The 18,057-nt window shown below is 73.9% G+C and carries 19 protein-coding genes; 9 read left to right on the forward strand and 10 right to left on the reverse strand.

Going from position 1 to position 18,057, the window contains the following annotated elements; genetic code table 11:
* Positions 1 to 150 precede the first annotated feature (150 nt).
* Complete coding sequence (locus OG444_RS37505; protein ID WP_327266335.1) at positions 151 to 831, reverse strand: response regulator transcription factor; 681 nt, start codon at positions 829 to 831, stop codon at positions 151 to 153.
* Positions 828 to 2,186, reverse strand: coding sequence for a sensor histidine kinase (locus tag OG444_RS37510; RefSeq protein WP_327266336.1), 1,359 nt, complete (start codon positions 2,184 to 2,186; stop codon positions 828 to 830). The genes OG444_RS37505 and OG444_RS37510 overlap by 4 nt, the downstream gene beginning before the upstream one ends.
* A 50-nt stretch (positions 2,187 to 2,236) precedes the next feature.
* Here OG444_RS37510 and OG444_RS37515 point away from each other — a divergent pair, with 50 nt between their 5' ends.
* From OG444_RS37515 to OG444_RS37535, 5 genes are all read left to right on the forward strand, one after another.
* Complete coding sequence (locus OG444_RS37515) at positions 2,237 to 2,371, forward strand: hypothetical protein (RefSeq protein ID WP_327266337.1); 135 nt, start codon at positions 2,237 to 2,239, stop codon at positions 2,369 to 2,371.
* Between the two features lie 15 nt (positions 2,372 to 2,386).
* The gene (locus OG444_RS37520; RefSeq protein ID WP_327267050.1) at positions 2,387 to 2,611 is read left to right on the forward strand and encodes a hypothetical protein; all 225 of its coding nucleotides are present in this window, start codon (positions 2,387 to 2,389) and stop codon (positions 2,609 to 2,611) included.
* A 63-nt stretch (positions 2,612 to 2,674) separates the two neighbouring features.
* A complete protein-coding gene (locus OG444_RS37525) occupies positions 2,675 to 3,622 on the forward strand; it encodes an AEC family transporter (RefSeq protein ID WP_327266338.1) in 948 nt (315 codons plus the stop codon).
* A complete protein-coding gene (locus OG444_RS37530; protein WP_327266339.1) occupies positions 3,619 to 4,224 on the forward strand; it encodes an HXXEE domain-containing protein in 606 nt (201 codons plus the stop codon). Before OG444_RS37525 ends, OG444_RS37530 begins: the two co-directional genes overlap by 4 nt.
* A 6-nt stretch (positions 4,225 to 4,230) precedes the next feature.
* Complete coding sequence (locus OG444_RS37535; RefSeq protein ID WP_327266340.1) at positions 4,231 to 4,626, forward strand: hypothetical protein; 396 nt, start codon at positions 4,231 to 4,233, stop codon at positions 4,624 to 4,626.
* Here OG444_RS37535 and OG444_RS37540 read toward each other — a convergent pair.
* A complete protein-coding gene (locus OG444_RS37540; protein WP_327266341.1) occupies positions 4,577 to 5,812 on the reverse strand; it encodes a trypsin-like serine peptidase in 1,236 nt (411 codons plus the stop codon). The genes OG444_RS37535 and OG444_RS37540 overlap by 50 nt on opposite strands.
* A gap of 12 nt (positions 5,813 to 5,824) precedes the next feature.
* Positions 5,825 to 7,348 carry an FAD-binding oxidoreductase gene (locus OG444_RS37545; protein WP_327266342.1) on the reverse strand — a complete coding sequence of 508 codons (1,524 nt, stop codon included), beginning with the start codon at positions 7,346 to 7,348 and terminating at the stop codon, positions 5,825 to 5,827.
* A 160-nt stretch (positions 7,349 to 7,508) separates the two neighbouring features.
* Here OG444_RS37545 and OG444_RS37550 point away from each other — a divergent pair, with 160 nt between their 5' ends.
* A complete protein-coding gene (locus tag OG444_RS37550) occupies positions 7,509 to 8,702 on the forward strand; it encodes a cytochrome P450 family protein (RefSeq protein WP_327266343.1) in 1,194 nt (397 codons plus the stop codon).
* A 44-nt stretch (positions 8,703 to 8,746) separates the two neighbouring features.
* A complete protein-coding gene (locus tag OG444_RS37555) occupies positions 8,747 to 9,292 on the forward strand; it encodes a YrhB domain-containing protein (protein WP_327266344.1) in 546 nt (181 codons plus the stop codon).
* Between the two features lie 49 nt (positions 9,293 to 9,341).
* Here the strand turns inward: OG444_RS37555 and OG444_RS37560 are convergent, their stop codons facing one another.
* The 3 genes from OG444_RS37560 to OG444_RS37570 form a co-directional block, all read right to left on the reverse strand.
* Entirely contained in the window at positions 9,342 to 10,220 is an 879-nt protein-coding gene (locus tag OG444_RS37560) for a hypothetical protein (protein WP_327266345.1), read from the reverse strand.
* Between the two features lie 217 nt (positions 10,221 to 10,437).
* Entirely contained in the window at positions 10,438 to 11,121 is a 684-nt protein-coding gene (locus tag OG444_RS37565; RefSeq protein ID WP_327266346.1) for a class I SAM-dependent methyltransferase, read from the reverse strand.
* Positions 11,122 to 11,179: 58 nt separating this feature from the next.
* Positions 11,180 to 12,694 carry an IucA/IucC family protein gene (locus OG444_RS37570; protein WP_327266347.1) on the reverse strand — a complete coding sequence of 505 codons (1,515 nt, stop codon included), beginning with the start codon at positions 12,692 to 12,694 and terminating at the stop codon, positions 11,180 to 11,182.
* Between the two features lie 108 nt (positions 12,695 to 12,802).
* Here OG444_RS37570 and OG444_RS37575 point away from each other — a divergent pair, with 108 nt between their 5' ends.
* Positions 12,803 to 14,407, forward strand: coding sequence for an IucA/IucC family protein (locus OG444_RS37575; protein ID WP_327266348.1), 1,605 nt, complete (start codon positions 12,803 to 12,805; stop codon positions 14,405 to 14,407).
* 208 nt (positions 14,408 to 14,615) lie between these two features.
* Here OG444_RS37575 and OG444_RS37580 read toward each other — a convergent pair whose 3' ends face one another.
* The 3 genes from OG444_RS37580 to OG444_RS37590 all read right to left on the reverse strand — a co-directional run bounded on the left by OG444_RS37580 (position 14,616) and on the right by OG444_RS37590 (position 16,747).
* The gene (locus tag OG444_RS37580; RefSeq protein WP_327266349.1) at positions 14,616 to 15,482 is read right to left on the reverse strand and encodes an SDR family oxidoreductase; all 867 of its coding nucleotides are present in this window, start codon (positions 15,480 to 15,482) and stop codon (positions 14,616 to 14,618) included.
* A gap of 51 nt (positions 15,483 to 15,533) precedes the next feature.
* Positions 15,534 to 15,929 (reverse strand): hypothetical protein, encoded by a 396-nt coding sequence (locus OG444_RS37585; RefSeq protein ID WP_327266350.1) that lies wholly within the window; start codon positions 15,927 to 15,929, stop codon positions 15,534 to 15,536.
* A 299-nt stretch (positions 15,930 to 16,228) separates the two neighbouring features.
* Entirely contained in the window at positions 16,229 to 16,747 is a 519-nt protein-coding gene (locus OG444_RS37590; protein ID WP_327266351.1) for a MarR family winged helix-turn-helix transcriptional regulator, read from the reverse strand.
* Between the two features lie 325 nt (positions 16,748 to 17,072).
* Here OG444_RS37590 and OG444_RS37595 point away from each other — a divergent pair, with 325 nt between their 5' ends.
* Positions 17,073 to 17,855: a GntR family transcriptional regulator gene (locus tag OG444_RS37595; RefSeq protein WP_327266352.1), complete on the forward strand. Its 783-nt coding sequence runs from the start codon at positions 17,073 to 17,075 to the stop codon at positions 17,853 to 17,855.
* The last annotated feature ends 202 nt before the right edge of the window (positions 17,856 to 18,057 follow it).

Here is an 18,057-nt window from a genome sequence, read left to right on the forward strand (position 1 = left end):
TTCGGATCTTGTCGGCCGGCCCGCGTCGTCCGGTGCCGTGCATCGCAAGGCGGAGGAGCGCCGTTGTACTGGACGTACTGCGGTGCTCCGACAACGCGGCGAGGTGCGGTGCCGGGCGACGCGGGCCCGGCAAGATCCGAAAGAGACGACCTAGGCGGAGTCGCCCGGCCGCACCAGCCCCGCCTCGTACGCGAAGATCACGGCCTGGGCCCGGTCCCGCAGGTCGAGCTTGCCCAGCACCCGCCCGATGTGGGTCTTCACCGTCTGCTCCGCCAGCACCAGATGACCCGCGATCTCCTGGTTCGACAGCCCGCGCGCGATCAGCTCCAACACCTCGGTCTCGCGCGGGGTCAGCCCCTTCAGCCGCAGTGCGGGGTCCTTGCGCGGCGCCGGGCGCTGCTGGACGAAGTCCGCGATCAGCCGCCGGGTCACCGACGGCGCCAGCAGCGCCTCGCCCGACGCGACGACACGGACCGCCGCGATCAGATCGGCCGGCGGGGCGTCCTTGAGCAGGAATCCGGAGGCTCCGGCGCGCAGGGCCTCATACACGTAGTCGTCGATGTCGAAGGTGGTCAGCATCAGCACCTTCGGCCGGTGCACCACCCCGGGCGGGGGATCGAGGATCTCCCGGGTGGCCGTGAGCCCGTCCATCTCCGGCATCCGTACGTCCATCAGCACCACGTCGGGATGCGTGGAGCGGGCCACCTGGATCCCCTGCCGGCCGTCGGGGGCCTCGCCCACCACATCGATGTCGGCCTGCGCCGACAGGAGCGCGGCGAACCCGGCCCGCACCATGGCCTGGTCGTCGACGATGATCACGCGGATGGTCAACTGGCGTCCTTGCTCGGGTCGTTCAACGGCAGCCGGGCGGCGACCCGGAAGCCGCCGTCGGGCAGCGGCCCGGTGTCGAGGGTCCCGCCGGTCAACCGTACGCGCTCCCGCATCCCCACCAGGCCGTGCCCCGTGCCCGAACTCTCCAGCTCCACCACGGCGTCCCGGGCCGGACCGTTGACCACGAGGACGAGTACCTCGTCCTCGTCCACGGTCACCGAGACCCGGGTGGGCGCGCCGGGCGCGTGGCGCACCACGTTGGCCAGGGCCTCCTGCACGATCCGGTACGCCGACAGGTCCACCGCCGGGGGCGCCGCCCCGGCGGCCCCGGCCGCCAGGGACAACTCCACCGGCTGCCCGGCCCGTACGGTCGCCTCCACCAGCTGCTGGAGCCGGTCGATCCCCGGCTGCGGGGTCCGCTCGCCGTCGGCCCCTTCCGCCCCGCCCGCCCCGTCGCCGCGCAGCACGGTGAGCAGCCGCCGCATCTCGCCCAGCGACTCCCGCGCACTGGCCGCGATCGCCGCGAACTCTTCCCGTACCGGCTCCGGCATCCCCGGCACCCGGTACGGCGCCGAGTCGGCCTGCACGGTGATCACCGACATGTGGTGGGCGACCACATCGTGCAACTCGCGCGCGATCCGGGCCCGTTCCTCCAGCAGGGTCCGCCGGGCCCGCTCCGCCTCGCTGATGCTCTCCTGCTCGGCGACCCGCTGTTGCGCGTCACCGAGGCCCCTCAGCGCGCCCGTCAGGACCAGCATGACCCCGCTGAGCACGAAGAGCAGGGCGTTGGTGTTCATCGAGCCCGAAGGCGCGGAGAAGCTCAGCACCGTCCCGATGACGCCGGTCGCCAGCCACACCCCCACCAGCGTCCGGATGGACTCCCGCAGCCCCAGGCAGGCCATCAGCACCAGGTAGCCGATGATGGTCATCGGGGGCCACGGCCAGGACTGCCCGGCCACCTTGTCGGCACTCAGCAGCAGCACCGCGCCGGCGGTGTCGGCGGCCAGGACCAGCATCCAGGCAGGCAGCGGCCGGGTCACCGCGAGGAGCAGCGGCACGGTCTGCGCCACCCCCAGCGCGCCCGCCCAGCCACCGCCCACAGCGTAGTTGTCGGCCAGCACCGTGATGGTCACCGGCAGCAGGGTGACGACGAAGATGCCGACGACGACGAAGGGCAGCGCCCGCTGCCACCGCTTGGGCGCCTGCCCGAACAAGGGCTGCGCCGCCCCGGCCGGTGTACGCAGCACCAGGGCCAGCTGCCCCAGCGCGCCGGGCACCCGCCCGCCGGCCGCCGAGGAGGTACGGACGCGTGCGCGGGTCCGGCTGCGCAGCCGGGTGCGGGCTCTGTCGCTCATGATCGGACCAGCCTATGCTCCGCCGGCGCCCTCGTCCCCGGAGAACGGCCATGACACCGCCCCGCCCACCGGGCACCATGGACACCATGGACACCATGGACACGCCCCGCACCGACTGGATCACCGTCGCGGCCTACCGGAACCTGCCGGGCCGCCTCCACCCGGCGGCGGCCGTCCGCGCTTGACTGCGCGACCGCGGCATCGACTGGACGCCCTTCGCACCGGACGAGATCCAGATCGATCTGGTCTGTGGCATCGGCCCCGACGGCCACTGGCACGGCTGGTTCGGCATACGCGTCCGCGCCGACGCACTGCGGCGGCTCGGACTTCACCCCGACCAGCCCACCGCCGGAGCCATCGGTGCGTCCCCGCCCGGCTGGTGGCACGCCGCCGCAGAACGCCGCGCCCGCCTCGAAGGGGGATAGGCCGCGTCGAGAGCTACGCTGCTGCCCGTCGATCATGGGGCCGCAGGTACGGGGGATGCAGGCATGGGTGGCGCAGCCGCGTTGGAGAAACTGGTACCGGTGCTGCTGGCCTTCGGAGGCGGGGTACTGCTCGCGCGCCGGAAGATCGTTCCGGCCGAGGCATCCAAGGTCTTCTCCGACTACGCCTTCCTCTTCGCCGTCCCCTGCTACCTCTTCGGCAACATCTACGCCAGCGACCTCGCGGCCCTGTTCAACTGGCGGGCGATCGGCGGCTACGCGGGAGCCGCGGCCCTCGCCGTGCTCGTGGTGTCCCTGGCGGCCGTCGCCCACGGCCTGCGCGAGCCCCGCGACGTGGCGCTGCGGGTGATGGCCGGAGTCCAGGTGAACACCGCCTACTTCGCCGTCCCCGTCTTCATCACCGTGTTCGGCACCGCGGCGCCGATCTTCCCGATCCTGCTGTTCCAGGTCTGCGTCCTGTCCCTGGTCGTCATCGCCCTCATGGAACTGGGCCGCGCGGGCCCCGCGGCCGGCGGCCCGGGCCGCCGGCTCTCGCGGGCCGTCGGTGCCTCGCTCGCCACCCCGCTGGTCCTCGCCTGCAACGCGGGGATCCTGCTCAACCTGCTCTCGGTACGGATCCCCGCGGTGGTCCTGGACGGCGCTTCGTTCGTCGGGGACAGCGCCTCACCGGTGGCGCTGTTCGCTCTCGGCCTCCACCTGGGCGGCCTCGGTCTCGATCTCCGGGGCACCACGCGCGAGGAATTCGCCCTCATAGGCTTCAAGTGCCTGGCGTTCCCGCTGCTGACCTGGGCGGTGTGCGGGTGGCTGTTCGGCGTACGCGGCGAGTGGCTGGCGTACCTCGTGCTGATCGCGGCGATGCCGACCCCGCAGAACCTCTTCATCTTCGCCCAGCGCTACGACGTGGGCGTCGACCTCTCCGCGTCGATCGTGATCAAGAGTTCGCTCGTGTCGCTCCTGTTGCTGCCCCTGTGGCTGCAGACTGTCGCACCATGAACGCCTCTCCCACCGGCCCCGCGATATCGCGCAGCGCCGTCACCTTAGGACTCCTCGCCGCCTGGGCCGTGCACGACCTCGAGGAAGTGGCCACCATGGCGCGCTGGTCCCGGACCCGGGTCCCCGCCCTGCGTGAGCGCCACCCGCGTGTCCCGGACCGGATCTGGCGGAGCATGGAAGCCGTGGACGGCCGCGAGTTCGCCACCGCCGTCGGCGTGATGGGACTCATCGTCGCGGCCGCCTCCGCCGACGGGTACCGCACCGGCGGACGCTCCTCCTTCTACCAGGCCTCCCTGAACGGCTTCGGCCTGCACGGCCTCGTCCACATGGCGCAGGCCGCCGCGACCCGGGGCTACACCCCGGGGGTGGTCACCTCTCCGCTGCTCGTCGTCCCCTTCACCCTGTGGGCCCGCGGCCGGCTGCGCCGCGCCGGTGTCCTGCGGCCGGCGCGGGCCCGCGACATCGCCTCGGGCCTGGCGCTCGCGGGCGCGGCCACCGCCGCCTCGCACGCCGTCGCCCGGCGGATCCGCCGGGCTGCTCCGGCGCGTTGGCCGCGTATCCGGGCGCTCGTCCTCGTACCTCGGGCGGCGCCGGCTCGTTGACCCGGCATGGAACTGCCGACCATCGCGGCGCCGGGTGTCGGGGAACGGGCCGATGCCGTGGCCGATGCCGCCTGCCACCTCTACGACACCATCGCCCCCTGGGGGACCGGCGCGCCCGGACGGTGGAGCCGGACCGCGGCCGAGGACGCCGCGGAGGCGATCGAGACCACCGCGCACGCCCTGGCGTCCATCGACCCGGGCGCCGAGGTCGTCCTCGCGCCCGTCCACGCGGCCCTCGCCGACCTGCGCCGTCGCCTCGGACTTGCTCCCGCCGACGCGCTGACCGGCGACGGGCTTCCGGTGACCCCGCGCACGGTCGGCAACCCGCGCCGCACCCGTTGGGTGCGGGTGCTCACCGCGCCGCCTTCGCCCCGGCAACCGCCTTCTCGTACAACTTCCTGATGTCCGCGCCGAAGTAGGAGCTGTACGAGGTGTCCGTCCTGTCCCCGCCGGTCTTCCAGCCGCCGATCACCCCCACCACGTCACCGGTCCCGGTGCGCGCGTCGTAGCGGTTCAGGAACGGGCCGCCGCTGGTCCCGCCGGGATAGCCGGTGCAGTTGATCCGCAGGAACGATCCGGGGATCTGAGCGTCGCTGCTGGTGAACTTGGTCGTCCGGTTGGCGCACACGCGCGGCCGGGCGGCGGAGGACGGGTGGCCGATCAGAGTGATCCGCGCGTGCGCGTAACCGGCGCCGGTCACCAGCCGGTTCCCGCCGACCACGGACTCCACCGGGAAGCCCCTGGCGTCCGGCCCCACCTGGGCGAAGGCCACGTCGAGAGCGGCGGCGCGGTCGACGCCCCGGGACCGGTAGCGGGGGTCGATCCAGATCCTGGAGCGTCCGGCCGCGTCCCGCAGGACCGGGAACATGCCGTACGGCTGCGGCTTCGCCTTCGTGTACTTCGGTACGAAGGCCACCTGCTGGGTGTCGGAGCCGAGCAGGCAGTGCGCCGCGGTGAGCACGAGGTTGCGGCCGGGGGAGGAGACCACGCTCGCGGTGCAGAAGTAGGCCCCGCCGCCCTTGACGAGGAACATCCGGCCGGCGACCGGGATGCCGTCGAAGTTCTGCCCGATGCCGGCGGTGAGGGCCGGCAGGCGCGGAACGACGGGGGGCGCCGGGGCCGGAAGGGGAACAGGAGCCGGTGCCGTGCGGGTGGGGCCGGGCTTCGTGGTCGGTGCCGGCGCGGGTGTGGGTGTCGGTGCGGCGGCGGGGCTCGCGGAAGGCGCCGGCAGCGGCTCCGTCACGACCGGGGGCGGAGCCGGCGTCGCGGCCGGGACCGGCGTGGCGCCCGGAGCGGGTTCGGGCAGTGTGGGCGGCTCCGGGGGCACGGGGTCCACGGGCTCGGGCTCCGCCGGGGGCACGGGGTCCACGACCTCGGGCGGCGCCGGGTGCACGGACGGCAACGGGACGGCGGAGGCCATCCGTTCGGCGGTCCAGAAGGACCGGGCCTCGCGCGCCGTCCAGCGGCCTGCGGCCACCGTCGCGGCGGGCGCGGCGCCCGCCACGCTCCCGGTCGCGGCCATCGGCAGCGGCCCTCCCGGCACCAGCAGGGCGGCAGCCACCACGGCCATCGTCAACGTACGTCGCATGCCGGACACTCCCTAAACGGCCTGGGGGAAACGGAAGAGCCGGTCCGGGTCGTAGGCACGCCGGACCTTCTGCAGGCGGGCGAGGTTCGGGCCGTAGTAGGCCTCGCGCCAGCCGGTGAGCTTCGGGTCGGTGTAGTTCTGGTAGGCGCGCCCGCTCGCCCAGGGCCGCAGGTCCTGCCAGAGTCCGTCGAGCCAGCCCTGGTGCCGGGCCACGTCGGCGGCCGGTGCGGACTCGGGCCAGTAGGCGAGGTACTGGGCGAGGAAGGCGCTGTCGCGGTGCACGAAGGCGGTGGCGCCGGTCGCGACCCGGTTCACCGCGCCTCCGCAGACCCCGTCGAACTGCACGACGCCGCGACCGCCCCGGGGCACGCTCGTCCCGTACCGCCGCACGCCGTCCAGGACCGCGCCGATCGCGGCGTCCGGCAGTCCGCCGCCCGTCCAGAAGTCGGACCGGGCGGCGTACGAGTCCCGGCCGAGCCGCCCCTGCGGGTCCCGGCCGGGCAGGGTGCCCGGCAGCCGGCACTGGGCGGGGCCCAGCTCCGGGCAGCCGGACATGGCCCGGACGGTGTCCTCGTGGCTGCGTACGACGATCCAGCTGTCCCGCGGCGCCCCGCCGGCCAGGTCCGACAGCCGGGTCAACTGCGCCTCCAGCTCCCGCCGCCCGTCGAGGCACACCACCCGCACCGCCGGGGCCTCGGCCTGCGCACCCGCCCCGGACCCGGCCTCGACGGTGAATTCCACCTGGCTCCAGAACGGGTCCGGCAGCCCGGCCAGCCAGCGCTGCCAGCCCCGCAGCACGGCCGCCGAGTCCGAGCCGGGCCAGTGGAGTTCGGCGAAGGCGCAGTCACCGACCGGGTGCGAAAGGAACCGGAACTCGGTGACCACGCCGAAGTTGCCGCCCCCACCGCCGCGCAGGGCCCAGAAGAGCTCCGGATCGCGGTCGGCGGAGACCTCGCGGACGATCCCGTCAGGGGTGACGACCCGCGCCCCGGTGAGCCGGTCGGCGGTGGTGCCGTGGGCACGGGAGGCAAGGCCCAGGCCGCCGCCGAGGGTGAGCCCGGCGATACCGACGGAGGGACACAGCCCGGTCGGTACGGACCGACCCCGCCCGGCGAGGGCCGCGTGCACGTCCCCGAGCCGGGCCCCCGCGCCGACCCGGACGACGTTCCCCCCGACCGACACCGCCGCCATGGCCCCGGTGTCCACGACCAGTCCGGCGGAGCGGGTGGACCAGCCCGCGTAGCCGTGCCCGCCGCCGCGCGGGACCACCGGCGCGGCCGAGCGGCGGGCGAAGTCCAGGCAGACGGCCACGTCCGCGGCGTGCGCGGGATAGGCCACCGCGGCCGGGGCCACGGCGTCGTACCGCGGCTGGAACAGCCGGCGGGCCTCGGCGTAGTCGCGGTCCCCGGGGAGCACCACGCGCCCGTCGATCCCGCGCGCCAGCGCGCCGTAGTCCGGGGTCCGGGCCGCCGCACCCATGGTGGCGAGGACGGCCGCGGCCGCGCTGCCCAGCACTTGGCGGCGATGGAGGCTCATACCTCCTTCCTGCCACCGCCCGGCCCGATAGCCGTGCAGGCGGGTCCCACGCACACCGGGTTGCCCCCTGAACGGCGCACAGCCGAAACGGTTCTATTTGTAGGACAGTCACACTGAAAACCACTCCGCGACCGGCGAACGGCCGCCGTACGCTGCCCCCATGGCTCTCGTGGATCTCCGTACGCACGCCGAAGGGTTCAAGGCCGACCCGTACCCGTTCTACGACGCCCTGCGCGCCGCCGGCCCCGTCCACCGGCTGGTCATGGGCGGCGAACGCACCTGGCTGGTCGTCGGCCACGAGGAGGCCCGGCAGGCCCTGACCCACCCGGCGCTGTCGAAGAACTGGCTCGGCTCCGGCCTGTTCGCGGACACACCCGTCCAGGCCGTCGCCACCAGCATGCTGGACGCGGATCCACCCCATCACACCCGGCTGCGGCGCCTGGTGGCCCGCGAGTTCACCTCCCGACGCGTGGAGTCCCTGCGCCCCCGCGTCCAGCAGGTCACCGACGAGCTGCTCGACGAAATGGCGGCCCGGCCCGACCGCCGGGCCGACCTGCTCGCGTCCTTCGCCGTACCGCTGCCGATGACCGTCATCTGCGAACTCCTCGGCGTCCCCGGCCTGGACCGGCAGCGCTTCCGCTACTGGTCGGGCGAAATCGTGGCTCCGCCGGACGGCATCGGCGCGGACCCCCGCGCCGTGGACGAGATGACCGCGTACCTCTTCGAACTCGTCGAGGCCAAGGCCGGGGAAGCGGGCGAGGACCTGCTGGGCGCGCTGATCCGGACCCGCGACGAGGAAGGCGGCCGGCTCTCCCCGGACGAACTGATCGGGATGGCCTTCCTGCTCCTGGTCGCGGGCCACGAGACGACGGTCAACCTCATCGGCAACGGCGTACGGGCCCTGCTCGCTCACCCCGAACAGCTCGCCGCGCTGCGCGCCGACCCGGACGGGCTGATCGACGGCGCGGTGGAGGAGATGCTCCGCTACGACGGCCCGGTACAGCACGCCACGTACCGCTTCGCCGCGACCGACCTGGAGCTGGGCGGTGTCTCCATCGCGGCCGGCTCCTCCGTCCTGGTCGCCCTCGCCGCGGCGGACCGCGATCCGGCGCGCTTCGCACACCCCGGGCCGGAGGTCTTCGACATCCGCCGCACCGGCCCGAGCCATCTCGCCTTCGGACACGGCATCCACTTCTGCCTCGGCGCCCCGCTCGCCCGCATGGAGGGCCGCATCGCGATCCGGGCGCTGCTGGAACGCTTCCCCGACCTCGCCGAGGATCCGGATGCGGGCCCGCCGGACTGGCTCCCGGGCGGCTTGATGCGGGGCGTGACCCGGCTGCCGCTGCGCTGGTGACGCCGGAACCCGTTCGACCCGCGCCCGAGCCGGAGGAGAAGACCATGATCGTCAAGGAACGTGCCGTGGAGCTGGTGGAGTCCTACCTGGCCGAAGAACGGCTGACATGGCCGTGGAGCGGGCCGGTGCCCGAGCTGGTCGCCTGCCACGTCGAGGAACACTCGGTCGGCTGGCTCGTTTACTGGAACACGGCGGGCCACGCCACCCGCACGCGCGAGGTGGGGGGCGCCGTCATGTGCGGCGGCCACCTCCTGGTGGACCGGCACGACGGGAGCATCCATTTCGTCCCTTCCGCTGGGTGGCTGGACGAGGGATGGGAGGAGGACTACCTCCTGCAGACCAAGGGCATCAGAGCGCCCGACCCGCTGGCTCGCGCCGTTCGCGAACTCGTGCGCTCCGCGGGAGTCGTGGCCGCCATGGGCCATCTGCGCAAGCAGGCACCCAGACTGGGCCTGCCGGAGGCGAAGGCCTACGTCACGGCTGTCCGCGACGGCGGCGAACCACCGGAGGAGCTGGCGAGCCTCACCCGCAAGGAGCGGGCATGGCCGCTCCTGCCCATCGAAACGGTGGCCGGTCCGGTCCGCTGCTGAGCTTGCATGCGTGATGTCGGCCGGTCGTCCATGGTCAGGCCGGCTACGGTCACCCCGCCTGGGATCGAGCCGGTGCGGTCCGTGGACGGGTGACCTGGGCACGGTGGCGGGCCCGGACGGCGCGGCGCTCCCCGGCCTCGGCGAGCACCACGGCTCTGGCTTTCTCTCCGGCGTCGAACGCCGCCGGAGAGAAGCGGTCGTCGGCTCTGACGTGCCGTTCCCAGTCGTCCTGCCAGAACTCCACCGTCCAGCCCGGCCACACCTCTGGTACTTGGTAAGCCTGTGGCGAGGAGTAGAGGGACCACCAGCCCAGGTGGCGGCGTTCCGGGTCGAGGTGGATGCCGGAGTTGACGTGCAGGTCGCAGCCTCCGTGCCCGGGGGCGTCCGTCAGGCGGTTGAGCAGGGCGGCGCCCTCGCGGACAGGGTGGTCGAAGGCGTCAGAGGCGACGTGGCAGCGGCCGGTGCTGACCGTGATCACCACACCGCCTGGGTCGGGGCCGGCCAAGTCCTCGTCGTCGGGGGCAAGGAGCGGGGCCAAAAACGGGTCCGAATCGCGGCAGCGGACGTACTCCGGATCCAGCCCGACGTACTCACGCAGTTCGGCCGAGCCGTCGTACAGCCAGCGGACCTCCCAGCCCGGCCACGCGGCCCGGATCAGCTCGAACATGGCCGCGCGGTGGCGGAGCTCAGTGCTGGGCCCCTCCCAGGCGAAGAACAGGAGTACCTTCCGGCCGAGGTCGAGCAGTATCCCGCCCTGGGCCATGGTGTCGTCCAACCACCAGCCGTCTTGGCGGAGTCCGGGAAGCATGGCGAGAACAGGCGTCGGCCCTTCCAGCAGGTCGAGGTCGATTCCGACCGCCCAGCCGGTCCGGTACAGCTCATCTGTGCCGTTCTCGCGGACCACGATGACGTTGGCTCTGTCTCCCATGGGGTCAGGATGACCGGGCAGGAGACTGTCGGCCATCCGTTTTCGGCGGTTTCGAGGCTCCGGTGTCCAGCGAGTGAGGGCGTGCCGACGGGGTGGAGGCCGGAGTTGTGCAGTGTCGGGGCTCCCGAGTACGTCCAGTACGCGGGGAGCTCCTCCGCCTTGCGATGCACGGCACCGGGCAACGCGGGCTCGGCCGGCAATATCCGAAAGAGGCGGCCTAGCCCTTGCGCGCCAGCAGGAAGCCCTGGCGCGACGTCTCGTCGGCCACCGCCTCGCGGACCAGCCGGGCCACCTCGGTCAGTCCGGCGCCGGCCAGCAGTTCGGCGATCAGCCCGGGCGGGGTCCGGTACACGTCGAGCCCGACCGGATGCCCGTACGCGTGCTCCGGCCGGATCCTCCCCGGGGCCTCGTCCGGGGGGAGCTGCTGCTCCTCGCCTGCCTTGAACGCGATGAGCAGGTGGCCGCCCGGTGCCAGCACCCGGGCGAACTCCGTGAACAGCGCGGGCAGTTCCGAGGGAGGGGTGTGCACGGTGGAGTACCAGGCGAGGACCCCGCCGAGGACCCCGTCGGCCACGTCCAGGGCGGCCATCGACCCCACCTCGAACCGCAGCCCCGGATAGCTCCTGCGGGCCACCGCCACCATCGCCGGGGACAGGTCGACGCCGAAGGCCCTTACGCCGAGCCCGTCCAGATGCGCCGTCACCCGGCCCGGGCCGCAGCCCAGGTCGGCCACCGCTCGCCCCCTGCCCCCCGCGTCGTCGCGCACGTACTCCGCGAAGGCGGCCAGCATGGCCCGGTCCAGCGGCTTTTCGGCCAGTTCGGCGCTGGCCAGCCGTGCGTAGTCGACGGCGACGGCGTCGTAGGACGCCCGTACGGAGCTCAGGTACGAGGTCTCTGTCATGCCCCTGAACAGTAGCCTCCAGAGCCCGTCCGAGGGGAAACCGAGCGGGTGCTCCCGATCACCCCACGAGCAGCGGATTGGGCAGTTCCGCCCACTGATCGCCAGGAACCCCCGGGCTCAGCCGCATCAGGGTGAGCGCCTTGGTGGGCAGTGGCCCGGTCAGCAGCGCCCGGGTGTCCGGGGTGGCCGGCAGGGCGGTCGCCTGGGCGAGGGCATCGGCGAACGCCCCGGCCGAGCCCGCCGTGGCACCGAGCGCCCCCGTCAGCAGGGACCCGAACAGCTTGCGCCGCAGGACGCTCACGTCGTCGGTGACGAGCCTGCCCGACAGGGGCGGCACCGGCAGGCCGTGCCGGGCCAGCCGCACCGGGCTGATCCGGATGTCGGCGAGGTCGCGGTAGACCAGCCGGAGCGGCGCGCCGGTGGCGGAGAGGACGACGAGGAGGTTCTGGCCGTGGGCCTCCAGCGCCACTCCCAGCTCCAGCACCCGCAGGCACACCGAGAGGGCCAGCCGTGCGAACTCCGCCTGCCAGGCCGCCGAGCGCGCCGGGGCGAACGAGGCCAGCGCCGCCACCGGCAGCACCCGCTCACCGGCGGCGGCGTCCGCGTAGGCCTCCGGCGGCTCGCGCAGCACGGCAGCCAGGTCCGGGCTGTGTGCGGTCGCCGCGCCGAGCGTGCGCGTGATGTGCAGCCGCCCGTCGAGCCGCTCGGCCAGGCCCTGGGCGAAGGCGGAGACGGCCGCCGCGGTCTCGATGGAGTAGACGGAGATGTCCCGTACGGACGAGGTGAGCCGCGCGCTGAGCGCGGTCTTCACATGGGCCCCGCCGTCGGCGGGGGCCAGGGTGCGCAGGGCCATCAGCGGATGAGCCGCAAGGCCGGGCCGCACGCGCTCGTGCTTCAGGACGTGCGCCGCCTGCCACGGATGCACCGGGACCAGGATCCGTCCGGCGTCCCGCATCTCCCGCGGCCAGTCGCCGGTGACCAGGCACTCCTCGGCCCGTACGGCGACCAGCCCGAGCTCCACCACCGGCCGGTGCTCGGGCGCGTACGCCAGCTGCTCGGCCACCGAGAAACCCGGCCGGGAACGGCAGTTCGGGTGGTAGGGGTGCCCGTCCACCACCCGCTGCTCCCACTCCCAGGTGGTCAGCGGGGCAGGGTCGTCGGCGGCGGACGGCTGTCCGGCCCGGGAGAGCGCGAGGGAGGCCGTACAGGCGTCCAGCTCGGCGGCGAACTGCTCGCCGTGCGGCACCCCGAGGGCCGTCACCAGCCGCGCGGCCTGCCGGTAGGCCCTGCCGTCGAGCAGCACCTCGCTCACGTACGGCCCGGTCGCGTACGGATCCGGCAGCGGGCCCTCCAGCCGGCGGCCACCGGCCAGCAGCAGCGCCAGACCGTCCGGCCCGCGCTCCCGGCCCTCGACCCAGGGCAGTGGCTCGTGGGCGAGGGCCCGCCATAGCCGGGTCAGCACGGCGGCCCGGGTACCGCCGAGCGCGGCGGCGTACGAGGGTCCGAGCGACGGTCGTACGTCGGCCAGTTCGGCGGCGACGGCCTCTTCGGCCGGGGAAGGGGAAGGATGCATGCTGAGGCTCCGGCATCGGAATATCGCTTTGCGGGATGATCAAGTAATGATTGCGGATACCGAAGATCACGGCTGGTGGTTGCGCCCTGCGCACCTCCGGCGCACCGGATGGACCGAATGGAATCAGTGGACCTCAACGCCGCCGCCGACGCGTACGCCGCCACCCCGCTCCTGAACTGCCTGCTCAGGGAGGCGGCCGACCCCGTCGCGCCGGACGGGACCGACCGGCCCGGCCGGCCCGGGGAACGGCACGACGCGAGCACCGGAACAGGCGTGCGCGTCCACCGGCTGCGCGGCAGCGGCCGGCTGCTCCGGGTGCGCGGCGGGCGCCGGCCCGTACGCCCCGAACTGCGCACGGAGGACGGCTGGCACCCGCTCAGCCACACCGAACTGGCCAAACTCGTCTCCGACGAACTGGGCCGGTTCACCGGTGCCCCCAACGACGAACTCCCCGTCGAGATCACCGACAGCCGGGACGCGATCGCCGCGCTGCTGGCCGCCCGGACCGCCGCCGAACCCCCGGCGGACCCGTACCTCCTCTCCGAGCAGTCCCTGGTCATGGGCCATCCGCACCACCCCGCCCCCAAGGCCCGCGGCGGGGCACCGGCCGGGACCTGGCTGCCGTACGCGCCCGAGGCCTTCGCCCGGTTCCCGCTGGTCTTCCTGGGGCTGCGCGAGGACCAGACCGCCGAGGAGGGCGGACCGGCCGCCTCCGGCGCCATCGACGCGCTCGCCGACGCACTGGACGGGCCGCGCGCCCCCGCCGGATACCGCCTGCTGCCCGCCCACCCCTGGCAGCTCGACCTGGTCGGAGACCGGCCCGCCGTCCGCGAGGCCTTCGCCGAGGGGCGGCTCCTGCACCTCGGGGAAAGCCGGCGGCCGGCCTGGCCGACCGCCTCGATCCGGACCCTGTACGTGCCGGACGCGTCGGCCGACCTCTTCGTGAAGTTCAGCCTCGATGTCCGGATCACCAACGACGTGCGCCGGCTGTGGCGCCACGACCTGCTGAAACTGCGCCGTACGGACGCGGCCGCGTCGGCCGGCTTCGCAGCCCTGCGCCGCACCGGCTCGGCGGCGGCCTGGCTCGCCGACCGCGGCTACCGCACCGCCGCCTTCGCCTTCGAGGAGCTCGCGGTCCTGGTCCGCGACGGCCTGCACGCCCACACCGTGCCCGGGGCCACGCCGCTGCTGGCCGCCGCGCTCGCCGAGGGCTACCCCCAGAGCCCGCCGGCCGCAGGGACCGACCCGCTCCGGTGGTGGCGTGCGTACCTGAGCCAGGTGGTGCCGCCGGTCCTCGAACTGTTCGCCCGGCACGGCGTGGTGCTGGAGGCGCACCTTCAGAACACCCTGGTCGCCGTCGACGCGGCGGGCCTGCCCGTGCAGGCCCTCTTCCGCGACGCCGAGGGCGTCAAACTGCTGGCCGACCTGCCGCGGGCGGACGCCTGGCAGCGCCTCGTCTACTGCCTGGTGGTCAACAACCTGACCGAGATCGCCGGGGCGCTGGCCGGACGGCACCCCGACGTCGCGCCGCTCCTGTGGCCGGCCGCACGAGAGGAGTTCCTGCGCTACGAGGCCACCCGCGGGCTCCCCGAGATCGCGGAGCTGCTAGCCGCCCCGACCCTGCCGGGCAAGACCAACCTGCTGCTGCGCTGGACCCGCGCGGACGGCGCCGACGCCCGCTACCTCCCGCTGCCGAACCCGCTGCGCGTCTAGGTCGTCTCTTTTGGATCTTGTCGGTCGGCCCGTGTCGTCCGGTGCCGTGCATCGCAAGGCGGAGGAGCGCCGTGGTACTGGACGTACTGCGGTGCTCCGACAACGCGGCGAGGTGCGGTGCCGGGCGCCGTGGGCCCGGCAAGATCCGAAAGAGACGACCTAGGCCGATCCGGTCTCGGCCGGAGGGTCACGGCAGAGACGACAGGACCTAGCGCCGGAAGTGGGCGTGGTGTTCGTGGAGGAAGGCGTCGAGGGTGCGGGGCGGGCGGCCGAGGATGTCGCCGACGGTGGTGGTGGGGGTCTCGGGGCGGGCGACGGTGAGTTGCTGGATCTCCGTCACGTGGGCGGCGAGCCAGGCGGGCATGCGGGCGTGGCGGACCAGGTCGGCGCGCAGTTCGTCCGGGGTGAGGTCGACGTAGCGAATCCGGTGGCCGGTCAGGGCGGTCAGCCGTGAGGCGAGTTCGGGGTGGGAGACGGCTTCGGAACCGGTCAGTGTGTAGGTGCCGCCGGCGATGTCCGGCCTGGTGAGGGCTGCGGCGGCGACGTCGCCGATGTCGCGGCAGTCGACGTAGTTGCAGGGCGCGTCGCCCGTCGTGCCGAGGATGCTGCCCCGGATGACGCCGGGGGCCAGGCGCAGGAGGTTCTGCATGAACGCGTAGGGGCGCAGAACGGTGTGGGGGAGGCCGCTGCCGCGCAGGTGTTCCTCGACGGCGTGGTGTCCGCGGGAGACGGCGACGGGGGAGTCGGGTTCGGCGGCGGGTGCGGAGATCTTGACGATGTGTCCGATGCCGCTGTCGGCCGCGATGTCGATGACGCGGGTTTCGAGTTCGACCTGTGCGGGGCCGTTGGCCATGGCGAGGAAGAGCCGGCCGGCGCCCTCGAAGGCGGTGCTCAGGGAGCGGGGATCGGCGGCGTCGGCGTACCGGACCTCGACGGCCGGCCGGTGTACGCCGGTTGTGCCGGGGATCGGCTTGTTCGGGGTGCGGGTCAGTGCGCGGACGGGGGTGCCTGACGTGAGGAGGCTGTGAACCAGAGCGTTCCCGGTCGCTCCGGTGGCTCCCATGACAACGATCATCGTGTGCTCATTTCCTGGTGACGTCCCCGGCGGCGGATGCCGCCGGGCGGGCTATGCGGCGGACGCCGTGGTGGCGCTGCGCCAGCGCAGGGTGACGATGGTGGTGGCGAGGGCCGCGGAGAGGGGCAGGTCCAGGCGCAGGCGCTCCAGCCACGGGGTGGCGGGGACCGGGGTGTGGGCGGGCAGCCATTGGGCGGCGAACCATCCCAGGAGGGCGGCCGCGCCGACGGCGGTGAGGGCGAGGGCGGCGGTCAGCACGCCGCGCGGCGCGGTGACGGTCCACCGGCGGGTCCGCCCGCCGTTGCGCAGCCAGGTGCCGACCAGGAACGCCACCACGGCGGAGGTGCCGGCGATGGAGGTGCAGGCGGCGACGGCCAGTTCGTGCTGGCCGGTGAGGAGCCCGGCCGTACCGGCCGTGAGCGCGGGGGCGGCGTAGGCGGTCAGCACCTCACGCCACAGGGTGAACGCCCGGGAGACGCGTCGGGACGTGTGCCGGGATGTACGCCGGGATGTCCGGGGTGTTCGGGTTGTCCGGGAGTCTGCTCGGTCCGGGCCGGGCCTGTCCTCGGTCGCGGGCATGCTGGCCTCTTTCTCGTACGGGTGAGGGGAGCGAAGGGTGGTCCGGCTCATGTAATTAGGTGGCTAACTATTTGGGCGTGAAAAGGGCCCTGCTCGTGGAGCGGGGCCGGGGCCGCCGATGCGGCCGGGGGTCGGGTGGTCGGGGGTCGGGTGGTCGGGTGGCCGGGTCAGTCTGCGGCCAGAGCCGCACTGCCTTGCACGACACGGGCCAGCAGGTCCAGGAACACCGCGCGCTCCTCGACGGAGAGCCCGCCCACCATCGCCTCGAGCCGTCCGAAGTGCTCGGGCGCCATGTCGCGCAGGCGCTGCGCCCCGCGCGCGGTCAGGACGGCCACCGTGCCCCGGCCGTCCTCCGTGGACGGTCGGCGGGCGACCAGGCCCTCCCGTTCGAGGCCGTCCAGCAGGCCGGTGACCGTGGCCCTGGAGACGTCGAGATCGACCGCGAGGCGTGAGGGGGACTTCTCCCCGCCGTGGTCCTCGAGGTCGGCGAGCAGCCGGTAGCGCCCCGTTGACAGGCCGAACCTGGCGAAGTGCGCCTCGGCCGCCCGGCCGACCCTCGCGCCTGCCGAGATCAGCCGCACCGCGACCAGTACCGCCTGTGGATCGACCTCCAGGCCGTAGTGCTCGACCTGTCGCCTGGCCTGGTCCAGCGTGGGTGCCTCGCCGTCGGCGCCGTCCTTCTTCATGCATTTAATATGGCGGCTAATTACTTCGCCTGTCAAGGCGCCCCGCGGTCTGCGGTCCGTTGCCGGTGGGTCCTTGGGCCTTCTGCTCCCGGTGTGCGGCTTCGGCCAGTTTCCGAGGGGCCCGGTCTGCCCGTGGCCGCGTGCGATCACCTGCGGCGTGGCCGCTCCGCGTGCCGCCGGCCCTCCGGAGGGGCCGGCAGGACGCCGGTGCGGAATCGGCCAGACCGGGGCGCGTGCCCCGATCCGCTCTTCTGAAAGGTATAGACCAATGTTAGGTTGGCTGGGCAGACCGCGCAGTCCTTGACCACCCGTCAGAGGAGAAGCCATGCCCTCCCCTTCGCGGGGCGGCGGCCAGGCCGCCATGCCCAAGTATCAGCGGATCGCCGCAGCCCTGCGCCGCGATCTCGACCGCGCCGCACGCACCCCCGGCGGCAGACTGCCCTCCGAGCGCAGTCTCGCCGAGCGCTACCAGGTCAACCGGCAGACCATCAGGGCGGCCCTGCAGCACCTGCGCGAGGACGGCCTCGTCGTCACCGGCCGACGCGGCACCCGACCCGCCGTTTCCGTCGTCCCGGCCGCGGCGGGCTCCGGCCCGGCCGGGACGACGGCCGCGGAGGCCGGGCTTCCCGGGCAGGCCCGGATCCGGAGCCGGCTCACCCTCCTCACGGTCCCGCCCTCGCTCGCCGCACTGCTCGGCATGGCCGGCGGGGACCGCACCCTGGTCCATCACCACCGCGAAAGCGGCCCGGCCGGAGAGACCCTCCGGCACGCCGTCACCTACTTCAGCCCCGGGGCCGTCGCGCGCAGCCCCGAGCTGACGGCCCTGAGGAACCGGACCCAGGATGCCCACGAAGGGGACCTGGCCTCCCTGCACCGGTGGCTCGACCGGGCCGCGGCGGGCGGCAGGGTCGCCGAGACCCTCACCATGACCCGCGTCACCCACCCGCCGGCCACCGCCCCGGCCTGCGGCCTGACGGTACGACGCACCCTGCACGACCCCTCCGGCCGGCTGCTGGCCGTCACCGACCTGGCCTTCCCCACCTGGGACCGCCTCACCTTCCACCGCGACCGCCGCGACCACGCGACCGCCGGATTCCGCATCACCTGAGAGGTGTCCTGCCGAGCCCGGCGTGATCGGCAGGACGCTCCCTGGGAGGACTGTGTCCCCGGCCACACCCCGGGCGGCGGTGCAGCCGGGCCCGGCGGCCCGGCCGGCCGCCCGGTCGCGGTCCCAACTCGTCCCCGGGGGACGGGTGTACCCGTCCGAGGTCGCCGGGGGCCGCCCGGGCCGGGGCGACCGTCCGCGTACG

Origin of the sequence: Streptomyces sp. NBC_01232, from assembly GCF_035989885.1 — a bacterium.
In the GTDB taxonomy this organism is placed as follows: Bacteria; Actinomycetota; Actinomycetes; order Streptomycetales; family Streptomycetaceae; genus Streptomyces.

Bases quoted from the DNA above. Each gene is read 5' to 3' on its own strand.
- OG444_RS37510 (WP_327266336.1), bottom strand. From the start codon at position 2,186: ATGAGCGACAGAGCCCGCACCCGGCTGCGCAGCCGGACCCGCGCACGC.
- OG444_RS37515 (WP_327266337.1), top strand. From the start codon at position 2,237: ATGACACCGCCCCGCCCACCGGGCACCATGGACACCATGGACACCATG.
- OG444_RS37525 (WP_327266338.1), top strand. From the start codon at position 2,675: ATGGGTGGCGCAGCCGCGTTGGAGAAACTGGTACCGGTGCTGCTGGCC.
- OG444_RS37530 (WP_327266339.1), top strand. From the start codon at position 3,619: ATGAACGCCTCTCCCACCGGCCCCGCGATATCGCGCAGCGCCGTCACC.
- OG444_RS37535 (WP_327266340.1), top strand. From the start codon at position 4,231: ATGGAACTGCCGACCATCGCGGCGCCGGGTGTCGGGGAACGGGCCGAT.
- OG444_RS37540 (WP_327266341.1), bottom strand. From the start codon at position 5,812: ATGCGACGTACGTTGACGATGGCCGTGGTGGCTGCCGCCCTGCTGGTG.
- OG444_RS37545 (WP_327266342.1), bottom strand. From the start codon at position 7,348: ATGAGCCTCCATCGCCGCCAAGTGCTGGGCAGCGCGGCCGCGGCCGTC.
- OG444_RS37550 (WP_327266343.1), top strand. From the start codon at position 7,509: ATGGCTCTCGTGGATCTCCGTACGCACGCCGAAGGGTTCAAGGCCGAC.
- OG444_RS37555 (WP_327266344.1), top strand. From the start codon at position 8,747: ATGATCGTCAAGGAACGTGCCGTGGAGCTGGTGGAGTCCTACCTGGCC.
- OG444_RS37560 (WP_327266345.1), bottom strand. From the start codon at position 10,220: ATGGGAGACAGAGCCAACGTCATCGTGGTCCGCGAGAACGGCACAGAT.
- OG444_RS37565 (WP_327266346.1), bottom strand. From the start codon at position 11,121: ATGACAGAGACCTCGTACCTGAGCTCCGTACGGGCGTCCTACGACGCC.
- OG444_RS37570 (WP_327266347.1), bottom strand. From the start codon at position 12,694: ATGCATCCTTCCCCTTCCCCGGCCGAAGAGGCCGTCGCCGCCGAACTG.
- OG444_RS37575 (WP_327266348.1), top strand. From the start codon at position 12,803: ATGGACCGAATGGAATCAGTGGACCTCAACGCCGCCGCCGACGCGTAC.
- OG444_RS37580 (WP_327266349.1), bottom strand. From the start codon at position 15,482: ATGATCGTTGTCATGGGAGCCACCGGAGCGACCGGGAACGCTCTGGTT.
- OG444_RS37590 (WP_327266351.1), bottom strand. From the start codon at position 16,747: ATGAAGAAGGACGGCGCCGACGGCGAGGCACCCACGCTGGACCAGGCC.
- OG444_RS37595 (WP_327266352.1), top strand. From the start codon at position 17,073: ATGCCCTCCCCTTCGCGGGGCGGCGGCCAGGCCGCCATGCCCAAGTAT.